Annotated in this window: 11 protein-coding genes; 8 read left to right on the top strand and 3 right to left on the bottom strand. The window is 37.4% G+C overall.

All coding sequences use genetic code 11. The features are described 5' to 3' along the window. Window position 1 precedes the first annotated feature (1 nt). From recD2 to AC6UC9_RS03655, 3 genes are read left to right on the top strand one after another with little or no spacing between them, the layout of a single operon-like run. Entirely contained in the window at window positions 2-2,458 is a 2,457-nt protein-coding gene (gene recD2 / locus AC6UC9_RS03665) for an SF1B family DNA helicase RecD2 (protein ID WP_500701164.1), read from the top strand. A gap of 54 nt (window positions 2,459-2,512) precedes the next feature. Continuing rightward, on the top strand, window positions 2,513-3,472 hold the full coding sequence (locus tag AC6UC9_RS03660; protein WP_500696602.1) for a ribose-phosphate diphosphokinase: 960 nt from the start codon (window positions 2,513-2,515) through the stop codon (window positions 3,470-3,472). 21 nt (window positions 3,473-3,493) lie between these two features. Further along, complete coding sequence (locus tag AC6UC9_RS03655; protein WP_500701163.1) at window positions 3,494-4,489, top strand: aldo/keto reductase; 996 nt, start codon at window positions 3,494-3,496, stop codon at window positions 4,487-4,489. A 108-nt stretch (window positions 4,490-4,597) separates the two neighbouring features. Here AC6UC9_RS03655 and rnjA read toward each other — a convergent pair whose 3' ends face one another. Together rnjA and AC6UC9_RS03645 are read right to left on the bottom strand one after the other, a co-directional pair. Then, window positions 4,598-6,277, bottom strand: coding sequence for a ribonuclease J1 (gene rnjA, locus AC6UC9_RS03650; RefSeq protein WP_500693911.1), 1,680 nt, complete (start codon window positions 6,275-6,277; stop codon window positions 4,598-4,600). 2 nt (window positions 6,278-6,279) lie between these two features. Continuing rightward, window positions 6,280-6,495: a DNA-directed RNA polymerase subunit epsilon gene (locus tag AC6UC9_RS03645; protein ID WP_500701162.1), complete on the bottom strand. Its 216-nt coding sequence runs from the start codon at window positions 6,493-6,495 to the stop codon at window positions 6,280-6,282. 184 nt (window positions 6,496-6,679) lie between these two features. On the opposite strand from AC6UC9_RS03645, the gene AC6UC9_RS03640 reads away from it, so the two are divergent. Next, entirely contained in the window at window positions 6,680-7,174 is a 495-nt protein-coding gene (locus AC6UC9_RS03640; RefSeq protein ID WP_500693909.1) for a hypothetical protein, read from the top strand. A 25-nt stretch (window positions 7,175-7,199) separates the two neighbouring features. On the opposite strand, the gene def is transcribed toward AC6UC9_RS03640, so the two are convergent. Continuing rightward, a complete protein-coding gene (gene def / locus AC6UC9_RS03635) occupies window positions 7,200-7,760 on the bottom strand; it encodes a peptide deformylase (RefSeq protein WP_500693908.1) in 561 nt (186 codons plus the stop codon). A 187-nt stretch (window positions 7,761-7,947) separates the two neighbouring features. Here def and AC6UC9_RS03630 point away from each other — a divergent pair, with 187 nt between their 5' ends. The 4 genes from AC6UC9_RS03630 (at window position 7,948) to typA (ending at window position 11,886) form a co-directional block, all read left to right on the top strand. Then, the gene (locus AC6UC9_RS03630; RefSeq protein ID WP_500695547.1) at window positions 7,948-8,880 is read left to right on the top strand and encodes a Rossmann-fold NAD(P)-binding domain-containing protein; all 933 of its coding nucleotides are present in this window, start codon (window positions 7,948-7,950) and stop codon (window positions 8,878-8,880) included. Beyond that, window positions 8,864-9,160, top strand: a complete 297-nt coding sequence (locus AC6UC9_RS03625) for a UPF0223 family protein (protein ID WP_500693906.1) — start codon at window positions 8,864-8,866, stop codon at window positions 9,158-9,160. The genes AC6UC9_RS03630 and AC6UC9_RS03625 overlap by 17 nt, the downstream gene beginning before the upstream one ends. Further along, entirely contained in the window at window positions 9,160-9,951 is a 792-nt protein-coding gene (locus AC6UC9_RS03620) for an inositol monophosphatase family protein (protein ID WP_500701192.1), read from the top strand. Before AC6UC9_RS03625 ends, AC6UC9_RS03620 begins: the two co-directional genes overlap by 1 nt. A 99-nt stretch (window positions 9,952-10,050) precedes the next feature. Then, complete coding sequence (typA, locus tag AC6UC9_RS03615) at window positions 10,051-11,886, top strand: translational GTPase TypA (RefSeq protein ID WP_500693905.1); 1,836 nt, start codon at window positions 10,051-10,053, stop codon at window positions 11,884-11,886. Window positions 11,887-11,971 lie beyond the last annotated feature (85 nt).

The raw sequence follows: 11,971 nt of genomic DNA, 5'->3' as shown, positions 1-11,971 counted from the left end.
ATTGTCTGAATCCATGGATTTATTTCAAACGAACGGAAAATTGAATAATTCATCTCAAAATGAGCAACCATTTGTGAAAGGACAAGTTCAGACAACTTTTTTTGAAAGTTCAGATAGTTTCTACAAAGTTTTGCTGGTAAAGGTTAATGAAACCAATGTAGATTGGCATGAAGATGAAATTGTTATCACTGGTAACTTTGCGGATATTAGTGATGATATCACCTATCGTTTTATTGGTAAGTTGGTTGACCATCCCAAGTATGGAAAGCAATTTCAAGCTGAAAACTACGAGCGGGTTGGTCAAACTTCCAAAAAGGGTTTGGTTAATTATTTATCAGGTGATGAATTTACTGGTATCGGGCCGAAGGCTGCCGAAAAAGTTGTTAGCAAATTGGGAACGAATTTAATTGAGAAGGTTTTAGAAAACCCGGCGGTTTTAAATTCAGTTGGATTAACCAAGAAGCAAAAAGATGTAATTACAAAAGCAATTCACGAAAATAATGGGGTTGAACAAACCATCGTTGGGCTGAATAGTTATGGCTTCGGTAGTAGCTTAGCTTCCGCCATCTTTAAAAAGTATAAAGAGCAGGCTTTAGAAGTCATTAAGAATAATCCTTACCAACTTGTTGAGGATATTTCTGGAATTAGCTTTAAGCGTGCTGATCGAATTGCGAATAAGGTTGGAGTAGATTACAACGATAAAGGACGGTTGCGTGCCGGATTACTGACAGCTCTTGACTCTTTATCCATTAAAAGTGGTAATACGTATTCTGACACTAGAGAATTGATGCAAGAAAGCACTCGAATTCTTGAAACCGATCGAACGCAGAGTATTGACGATAAGAAGCTAGGTGAAGAGTTGTATGATTTAGCTAAAGATCAAAAAATTGTCGTTGATGAAGATAAGATTTATTTAAAAAATCTATACGATGACGAGATACGCATTGCTGAAAACATCAAGCGAATTGAGCAGGGTGGCAAAAAGGCGGAGGATCAACCTAATGATTTTTCTAAGATAATTGGCAAAGTTGAGAGTGAGGTCGGAATTGAGTATGACGACTCTCAGAAAAAAGCCATTAACGAAGCAATGATAAACCCTGCATTTTTGCTTACTGGTGGTCCTGGAACTGGGAAAACGACTATTATCAACGGAATTGTTAGAACGTTTGCCGAAGCTAATGATTTATCTTTAGATATTAATGACTATAAAGAACAAGCATATCCGGTATTATTAGCAGCTCCTACTGGGCGAGCTGCCAAGAAAATGAGTGAGTCAACTAAAATTCCTGCCAGTACCATTCATCGCTTGCTAGGTCTTACTGGTCATGGCGATGAAGAAGCTGCCAATGATTTGGAAGGTGGTTTGTTAATCGTTGATGAAATGTCGATGGTGGATACAGAATTATTTAAAATTTTATGCCAGGCGGTTCCAAACGGTATGAAGGTGATCTTTGTTGGTGATAAAGATCAGTTACCATCGGTTGGTCCCGGTCAGGTTTTTTATGATTTACTCCGTTCTCACACAATTCCTAGCGTGGAATTAAACCAAATTCACCGTCAAAATGACGGATCAACCATTGTAGAATTAGCCCATGATATCAAGAATGGTGAGATGCCCAAAACACTTTTAAAAAACCAAAGGGATCGTAGCTTTATTAATTGTAATACCCAACAAGTTGATTCGGTAATTAAGCAGATTGTTAATAAGGCCAAAACGAAAGGATTTAGTTCTACGGATGTACAAGTACTGGCTCCAATGTATCGTGGAACTGCAGGGATTGATCGTTTAAACGTTGAGATTCAAAACATTATGAATCCTAAAACGGCTGACTCTCAGAAAGAAGTTGACTTTAGGGGAACCACTTATCGAATTGGCGATAAGGTTCTTCAACTTGTAAATGTCCCTGAGAATAACATTTTTAACGGTGATATTGGTAAAGTCGTTGGAATTGAAGTTAATAGCGATAATAAGCATTATCTAGATAAACTGGTCATTGCGTTTGATCAAAATGAGGTTACCTATACTCGAAATGACTGGAATCAGTTAACACTTGCCTACTGTACCTCGATTCATAAAGCTCAGGGTAGTGAGTTCGAAATGGTTATCTTACCGATTGTTCCTCAGTATAAGAGGATGCTTAAAAGGAATTTATTGTATACTGCAGTTACTAGAGCTTCGAAAATGTTGATTATGATTGGAGATCCAAATTCATTTGAAGAATGTATTGAAAATGAATCGGTTAATCGGAAAACGACTTTGAAGCAACGGTTACAATACGTGATTGACGAAGAGTTTACTCCAAAGGTAATTGGAAATTCAAAAAAGGGTAGACCGACTTTTAAAAAGAAAACTCCCTCAGATTTTATTTTATCGGAGGATCAGATTATTGAAAATACAATTGATCCCATGATTGGGATGCAGGGAATTACCCCTCAAAATTTTAATAATGATAAATGAATTAAATTCGATTATAATGTAGGTAGTAATTAGTTGGTTATGAGGGGAAACTTGATGGTGAAAACAAAAAAAGAAAAAAAGTCGGCAAAGATATTTGCGTTGAATTCGAATCGTCCGTTAGCAGAAAAGATTTCTGAATATAGTGGAATGGACCTTGGTAAAGCAACCATCAATCATTTTAGTGATGGTGAAATTCAAATTTCAATTGATGAAAGTATTCGTGGAGATGATGTGTACATCGTTCAATCGCTTTCTGATCCTGTTAATGATAATTTGATGGAACTGATGATTATGATTGATGCGGTTCGAAGAACTAGTCCCCATACTATTAACGTGGTAATCCCGTACTATGGATATTCAAGATCTGACCGAAAAGCGCGTTCAAGAGAACCAATTACTGCAAAATTAATTGCTACTTTTCTTGAATCTAGTGCGGTAGATCGAGTCATTACTCTTGATTTGCATGCGGCACAAATTCAGGGATTTTTTGATATCCCAGTGGATCACTTGCGGTCACTTGAGTTAATGGGTAATTACCTAAAAGAACATGATATTAGTAATGACGCCGTTGTGGTTTCACCCGATTATAATAGTGTCGCCAAGGCACGAGGAATGGCTGGCTACTTGAACCTTCCGATTGCAATTGTTGATAATCGAAATCCTGAGGATCTAAGTCAGGTTCCTAGTACGATTATTGGTGATGTAAAGGGTAAAAAGGCAATTGTTGTTGATGATATGATTGTGACGGGTGAGAAGATGAAAATCACTGCTCAAGCGATTATGAATGCGGGAGCAAAAGCGGTTTATGTAGTTGCTACTCATCCTGTTCTTACTGAAGAAGCGAGACAAAATCTTTCCGATCCAGCCATTAAACAGGTGATCGTTTCCGATTCCATTGTCGTTCCACAGAATAAGAGAGTTGACAAAATGGTGATCGTTTCAGTTGGCAAGCTGATTGGTGATGCCTTAAAATTAATTGAGAACGAACAATCAACAAGTAAATTGTTTAAGTAATATAAATTTGGAGGGATTCTAATGGTATTTAGAGCAAAAGATGATCGTTACGATAATATGAAAGTAAGACGTGCAGGAACAACGGGACTGCAGTTACCCGCATTATCATTTGGAATGTGGCACAGCTTCGGTGACGATGCTAATTTTAAAGATAGTGAAAAGGTAATGCTCCATGCTTTCAACAAGGGAATCTTTAGCTTTGATTTAGCTAATAACTATGGGCCCGGTTCAGGTGCTGCTGAAAGAATGTTTGGCCAAGTTTATCGACGCGATTTAAAGCCTTACCGTGATGAATTAATTATCACCACTAAAGCTGGATTTCATATGTGGCCAGGTGTTTATGGTAACTATTCTTCAAAGAAGACCCTCGTTACTGCGCTAGATCAAAGTCTTCAAAGAATGGGACTTGATTATGTGGATATTTATTATACCCATCGATTTGATCCTAATACTCGATTAGAAGAGACTGCTGAAGCCCTTGATGGATTAGTTCGTGCAGGTAAAGCACTTTACATTGGGATTTCTAATTATGATGGCCATCAGACTGCTGAAATGATTAAATTATTTAAGGAACTGAAGACTCCGTTTGTAGTTAACCAGAGTTCATATAATATGCTTAATCGAGAGCCGGAAGATGATGGGACCCTTAAGACCTTAGCAGATAATCATGATGGCTTTATTGCTTACGGTCCTTTGGCAGAGGGCCTTTTGACTAGTAAGTATCTAAAGAGGATTCCAAGTAACATTAAATTGCATAAGACTAACAAGTTTATTTTGGCTAATGGTGATGAAAGTGCTGTTAATAAACTAAATAAATTAAACGATATTGCACAGAATCGTGACCAGACACTTGCCCAAATGTCATTAGCATGGCTATTACACGATCCAACGATTGCCAGTGTGGTCACTGGTGCGTCAAAAGTCGATCATTTAGATGATAACCTGAAGGCATTAGATAATCTTGACTTTACTCAAGATGAATTAGATGAAATTGACAAAATCGTTAAGTATAAATAATTAAAAAAGGTATGCTTACTAAGCGTACCTTTTTGTTATTAAGACTAATAATAATATATGAGACTAAAATAAGGGCTGAATCCAAACAATTGGATTCAGCCCTTATTGTTAATTGTTCATGATTAGCATTGGCAAGATTAGGGGACTTCTTTGTGTTTTTTCATATAAGAAGTTTGATAAATCATTGACAATTGCTTTACTAATTGATTTTTCGTCTGCATTTTTATTCTTCATGGCACGACGGATGGTTCTAAAGACTAACTTTCGTCCTTCATCAAGTAATTCACCTGATTCGCGCATATAAACGAATCCACGTGAGAGAAGGTCAGGACCAGATTGGATTTCCTGGTTCTTTAAGTTGATGGTAGCAACCACCACTACTAAACCTTCTTCTGAAAGAAGTTGACGATCTCTTAGGACTTTGTCTCCAATATTTCCAACGCCATTACCATCAATATAAACATCACCAGCATTGAAGTATCCAGCAACACGAGCACTATCTTTTGTTAAAGCAAGTACTTCGCCATTTTTTAGGATAAAACAATGGTCGGCAGGGACCCCACATTCTTGCGCAAGTTTAGTGTGGATCTTTAACATTCGGTATTCACCATGGATCGGAACAAAGAACTTTGGCTTCATTAAACGAAGCATTAGTTTTTCTTCTTCTTGGCCACCGTGTCCAGAAGTATGAATGTTATTAATCTTACCGTGGATGACTTTAGCGCCGTCTTCTTCAAGCTCATTAATGACCCGGTTGACACTTAATGTGTTACCTGGAATTGGGTTACTTGAAAAGACAACCGTATCACCTGGTTGAATCGAAATTTGTCGGTGAGTTCCGTTAGCAATTCGAGCCAAAGCAGCCATGGGTTCACCTTGAGAGCCGGTACACAGGATCATAACCTTATCTGCCGGTAAGTGCTTTAACTCTTGAGCATCGACGAAAGCACTGTCGGGAACGTCTAGATAACCAAGCTTTCTACCATTGACAATGGCTGCTTCCATACTTCTACCAAATACAGCAATTTTACGATCATGAGCTAGTGCCGTATCAATAGCCGTTTTAATTCTTGAGAGGTTGGAAGCAAAGGTAGCAAAAATAATACGGCCCTTGACTTCGTCAAAAATATGACGAACGGATTTTCCAACCCATTTTTCTGACTTAGTCCAAACCGGCTTTTCGGCATTGGTACTGTCAGCCATCAAACAGAGTACACCTTCCTCACCCAGTTTGGCCATGGCTTGTAAATCAGGCGGCTGATTAGTGACAGGCGTGAGATCGAACTTATAATCTCCCGTTTCCACAATGACACCGTCAGGCGTATGAACAGCGACTCCCATTGTATCTGGTATCGAATGAGTGGTTCTAAAAAAAGAAACACTCGTCTTTTTGAATTTCAAAACTGACTTATCATTAATCTCGTGAAGTTCAGCCTGTTTTAACAAGCCGTGCTCTTCCAATTTGTTTTTGATTAATGCTAATGCTAGCGGGCCAGCGTAAATTGGAACGTTGAGAACCTTTAAAAGAAAGGGCACACCACCGATATGATCTTCATGACCATGGGTGATTACAAGTGCCTTAATTTTGTCCTTATTATCAATTAAGTACTGATAATCTGGGATGACATAGTCAATTCCCAATTGATCATCTTCTGGGAACTTGATTCCAGCATCAATTAAGATGATTTCATCCTGGAATTGTACACCATAAGTATTCTTACCAATTTCTCCGAGTCCACCAACACCATAAATAGCAGTTTCGTTATTTTTGATGTTTAATTTCTTCATAACTAGTTAAACTCCGTAATTTTAAAACCGGGATCATTTTTTTCAAATTCAAGGTGCTTCCCTTCGAGCGGTTCAATGAATTCAATGTTGTACTTTGTGTGTTGTTCAAGTTTAGTTCTAATGTCAGCAACGGTTTTAGCTTCTAAGTAAATCGTTTTAGTTGCTTCACGTTTAGGGTTAGAATTATTTTCATCTTGATATAAAACCTTGTAAATCAATATAATTACTCCTTTTTTGTTGATTTAATGTTATTTTTCGTACATTAGGTTGCAGGAACGCAACAATTAATCATATTTTAGCATATTATGGTAAATAAGTATAGAATCATGTGAATCGACAAACATGTTTCATGTTAGAATTGATCTATAAATTTACCTAATAATCAATAATGGGAGAAGAACAGTGAAAATATTTTTAGAATTGGTCGTTGCAATTGTCGTTGCTTTTTTAATTTATAACTGTTTGCACTATTTTTTTGTCACTTTACCGACCAAAAGGTATCAGTTAAAAATGAAGCATAGCGTTGATGGCGAAATCTATAAAGTGGTCAAATACTTTGAGGTTGAAGACAAACGTGAAATTGTGCAAAGTTACGTTGGGTCACAAGTACTGTCTGATTTCTGGGGTAGGGGAGTGATGGTTTTTGAATATCGTTGCGTTGTAAAAGAGGGCTATGATGATGCGGATCTCTTACGGGACCTTTTTAATCAAAAACTATCTGAATATGCCATTTCAGATGGTTTTATTGATTCCAATCATAAAAAGACGTTGATTGTGACTGACTGTTGGTTGAACAAAAGCGTAATGGTTTTTGATGTAGCCAATGTTATTAATCCTGCAACTCATGAATATTTAAGTGATTTGGATAAGTTAAATGAAAAAGAAAGGGAGACGTAGTAACGTCTCCCACAAAAAAACAATATTAATCAAAAAATACTTCATCTTCGGTTTTGGAAAATGGATCATCTTTGTCGATATGATCGTAAAACAGAGTTCCGTGAAGATGATCAATTTCATGTTGAGCAATGATGGCTGGGTAGTGTTTTAACCTGACTTGATGAACTTTACCGCTCAAATCTTGATATTTAATCGTAACACGGTCTGCCCTCGGAACAAAACCAGGGACATCACGATCGACCGATAAGCATCCTTCACCTTCAGTTAATGCACCACGTTGAACGGAGTTTGAGATAATAACTGGATTTATCATAATTGCCTTGAAGGGCGATTTTTGGTCTTCGCCTTCTGGTGGGGTTAAAACAGCAGCCATTGATTTGGATTGTCCAACTTGTGGAGCTGCCAAACCAACTCCTGCTCGCAAATGGTACTTTTTACATTGTTCAGGATCCTGACTAACTTCCAAGTAATTCATCATTTTTTCGCCTAATTTACGATCTTCATCGCTAAGTGGAAATTTAACGGGTTGACTTTGTTCCCGTAACACAGGATTTCCCTCTCGAGTTATGTCTTTCATTAAGTACATAACGTTTTACCTCCTAATTCATGTCAACTTCTACCAGTTATTTTATCATAAATCGCAAAACCAGTTAATTTCATGGTATTTAAGTATTTTAATTTACTCTTATGTGCAAAAAGAAATTTGAAATGGTATTTTATTAACAAGCAAAAAATTAATAAATTCTTTAAAAACAAAGAATGGAGGAATTGGAATGCAACCAAAAATATTAATTAAAGGAAGCATAACCAGGATCTTATCACTTTTGAACGCTTTAATTGTTTTAGACTTTCCCGTTACTATCCAAGTAGACGACAGTGAACAAGTTCGATCAACCGTCTTTTCTAGTAAGATGTGTCATAATTTGTCAATCCAGATTGCAAGTAAGCCAGAATTAAATAATTTCGATGCATTATTGTATTTGCCAAACGTTGATTTCTATAATCCCAAGTTGACGGATGCTACTCAAATTGCAGAAGACTTGAGACCGGAAATTGATAAACTAAGGAATTTAATCAATGACTGTGTCTCAAATGGATTTCGCGGTAAAATAGTGATTGATGCCCCACATGATGAAGTTTTTACGTATTTTGCAGCAAGTTTTTCTGGACTTGATAATCAAAATATCATTGGCGTTGGAACTCTTCCCCAAGAAATGCTACTGAAGAATGAGCTCCAGAGGAATTTTGACGTTAGTGCTGATGATATTAATGTCAATGTCTTAGGATTAAATACTAATAATTTAGTCGCGTGGAGTAGGGTTTACATTGGTCCTGCAACCTTGCTTTCATACCTGGCTGATGATAGTAACAACTATAGTAGTGACATCATTACTCAAGTTCAAGAAGTGATTGATGATCAGGGGGTTGTTATTAATGAAATGATTCAAAGTAAAGCTATTGTCCGACTACTTTTTTCGATGTATGAGGGTCAATCGTTAATTTGTTCAGTTGTAAATGTTGATAAAGAAAAAGATGAGCTAAGGCTGGATGTTAGCCCCAAACTAATTAATCGAAATGGAGCAGCTCAATCGATTCGACTTCAGCTTTCAGAGGACGAACAAAAAAAGTTAAACTCAGACGTTGAATGGGCCAATAATATTATTGCAGCCGTGATTAATGGAGGAAAAAATGCCTCGAAAAACTAATGATAGTTATTCTTATCCCATTGTTGATGATTGGAGTCGAAAAGAATTAATTGATGTTTGTCATTTCTTTGAAAATATTGAAATGGCTTATAATAATAAGGGAGTTAATCGAAAGAAACTAATGGATAGTTATCGACGCTTCTGTGAGATTAATCCGGCAAGAGTCGAACAAAATAATTTACAAAGAGATTTTGAAAAGCAGTCTGGTTTAGATGTGTATCATGTTGTTAAATTAGCAAAAGAAAACTCGGATTTAAAGACCATTAAGCGAAAGGAATGATTTCCATCACAACAGTAGATGATTTAAATAAAATTGATCAAGATGTTTGCCAAATCTTAAAAACCGCACGTGCGTTTGTCATGGAAAGATTAAATGGTCATTTAGACGTAGATGAAAAAACTGGAAGGAAAGATTTAGTTACAAACATTGATAAAGACAACGAAAAGTTTTTTGTAAAACAGCTAAAAGCACTTAAACCTGACAGTAAAGTTCTTGGTGAAGAGGGCTTAGGTGACAAAATTGACAATTTAAACGGACAGGTTTGGATTGTAGATCCAATTGATGGAACGATGAATTTTGTAAAGCAACGTAATCACTTCGCAATGATGATTGCCTATTATATCGATGGCGTACCAACGCTCGGGTTCATTTATGATGTTATAAATAACAAGTTGTATCATGGTGGCCCTGATATTGGTATCTATGTTAATTCTGAGACAATGAATCCTCCAGTTAACGGTTCTCTTGAAGATGGGTTGATTGGAATGAGTGGTCCGCTTGTTATTAGGGATGTTTATCATATGCAAGAAATTGCAGAGGCTAGTTCTGGTTATCGAATTTATGGTAGTGCTGGGATCGAAATCGTTGCTGCTCTTTGCGGGGAGACAATCGGTTATATTTCGCATTTAAGGCCTTGGGATATTGCTGCTGGTCGTGTTCTTGCTGAAACGCTTGGGATGACCGTTTCTACTATTGACGGCAAGCCCATAAATATGCTATCATCAAACACAGTTTTGTTAGCGACAAAAAAGGCGCAAAAAGATATTCTGAAAATTTCGACGAAGCGTTAATCAAAAGCTGTGATGGACTCACAGCTTTTTTATCGAAGTTGGGTTATTAACTTATCAAATTGCAAATTTTTGAATTGCTTTTTTGAGGAGGAAACATTTTTGAAAACAAGAGACGATATTAGAAACATTGCCATCATTGCCCATGTCGATCATGGTAAGACGACCTTGGTTAATGAATTATTAAAGCAATCTGACACATTGAATGATCACACTGAGATTCAAGATCGTGCGTTAGATTCTAACGCGATTGAACGTGAGCGTGGAATTACCATTCTGTCAAAAAATACTGCCGTTAAATATGGCGACAAACAAATTAACATTTTGGATACTCCAGGACATGCCGACTTTGGTGGAGAAGTTGAGCGTATCATGCGAATGGTTGATGGTGTCCTTTTGGTTGTTGATGCAGCCGAAGGAACAATGCCACAGACCCGTTTTGTTTTAAAGAAGGCTTTGGAACAACATTTGACTCCAATCGTTGTAATCAACAAAGTTGATAAGCCTGGTGCAAGACCTGAAGCAGTTGTTGATGAAGTTCTTGATTTATTCATTGAATTAGGTGCTGATGAAGAACAACTGGAATTCCCAGTTGTTTATGCCTCTGCTATGAACGGAACTTCAAGTTATGATCCTGACGTTTCAAAGCAGGAACACACTATGAAGCCGGTTTTTGATACCATTATCAAAAACATCCCTTCACCAATCGATAATTCAGACGATCCATTACAATTCCAAGTTGCAATGCTTGATTATAACGATTTCGTTGGTCGAATTGGGATTGGCCGTGTCTTCAGAGGTAAGATCAAGGTTGGGGATAATGTTGTTCTCATGAAACTTGATGGGAGCACTCAGAAGTTCCGTGTTACTAAATTGATGGGATTCATTGGTCTTCAAAAGGTTGAGATCAATGAGGCTAAGGCCGGAGATTTAATTGCTGTCTCTGGAATGGAAGACATTAACGTTGGTGAAACCGTTGTTAGTCCTGATAAGCAGGAACCACTTCCTGTTTTGAGAATTGACGAACCAACCCTTCGAATGACTTTTGGAACCAATACTTCACCATTTGTAGGTCAAGACGGGAAGTATCTAACTGCTCGTCAACTTGGCGATCGTCTGAAGAAGGAACTTCATACGGATGTTTCTCTTCGAGTTGAAGACACTGATGATCCAGGTGCTTGGGTTGTTTCTGGACGTGGGGAACTTCATCTTTCAATCTTGATTGAAACCTTGCGTCGTGAGGGTTACGAACTTCAAGTTTCTCGTCCTGAAGTTATTTATAAGGATGTTGACGGAGTTAAGTGTGAGCCATTTGAATCCGTTCAAATTGATACCCCAGAAGAATATTCTGGTTCAATCATTGATACCTTGTCACAACGTAAGGGTGAGATGAAAAATATGGAAAACGTTGGAAATGGTCAGGTTCGAATGACTTTCTTAGTTCCATCACGTGGGTTAATTGGGTACAGCACCCAATTCTTATCATTGACTCGTGGATACGGAATTATGAACCATTCATTCAGTCAATACCTTCCAGCTATCAAAAATTGGAATCCTGGTCGTCGTAATGGGACCTTGGTTTCAATTAATTCCGGTAAAGTGACTACTTATGCCATCATGGCCGTTCAAGACCGTGGTAAGATTTTCACTGATCCTGGTACCGATGTTTATGAAGGTATGATTGTTGGTGAAAACGCACGAGATAATGACATTTCGGTTAATATTACCCGTGGTCGTAATCAGACCAACGTTCGTGCGGCTGGATCCGAAGATATTGCGAAGGTTAAGGAACCAGTTCATATGACCCTTGAAGAATCACTTGAATTCTTAAATGAGGATGAACTTTGTGAGGTTACTCCGGATCATATCAGATTGAGAAAGAGAATTTTAAATACTAATGAACGTGAAAAGGCAGCTAAGAAGCGTCGTCACAATTAATTAAAATAATTAAGACTATTTAACCATTGCTAAATAGTCTTTTTTTATTTGGTGATACTAGTATAATGAGAGGTATTAATTCATG

It is taken from the genome of Fructilactobacillus sp. X7R4C1, from assembly GCF_059901115.1.
The sequence above is the reverse complement of the archived record's forward strand: the minus strand, read 5'-3'. Positions and strand labels throughout refer to the sequence as shown.

Bases quoted from the DNA above. Each gene is read 5' to 3' on its own strand.
- AC6UC9_RS03660 (WP_500696602.1), top strand. From the start codon at position 2,513: ATGGTGAAAACAAAAAAAGAAAAAAAGTCGGCAAAGATATTTGCGTTG.
- AC6UC9_RS03655 (WP_500701163.1), top strand. From the start codon at position 3,494: ATGGTATTTAGAGCAAAAGATGATCGTTACGATAATATGAAAGTAAGA.
- rnjA (WP_500693911.1), bottom strand. From the start codon at position 6,277: ATGAAGAAATTAAACATCAAAAATAACGAAACTGCTATTTATGGTGTT.
- def (WP_500693908.1), bottom strand. From the start codon at position 7,760: ATGTACTTAATGAAAGACATAACTCGAGAGGGAAATCCTGTGTTACGG.
- AC6UC9_RS03630 (WP_500695547.1), top strand. From the start codon at position 7,948: ATGCAACCAAAAATATTAATTAAAGGAAGCATAACCAGGATCTTATCA.
- AC6UC9_RS03625 (WP_500693906.1), top strand. From the start codon at position 8,864: ATGCCTCGAAAAACTAATGATAGTTATTCTTATCCCATTGTTGATGAT.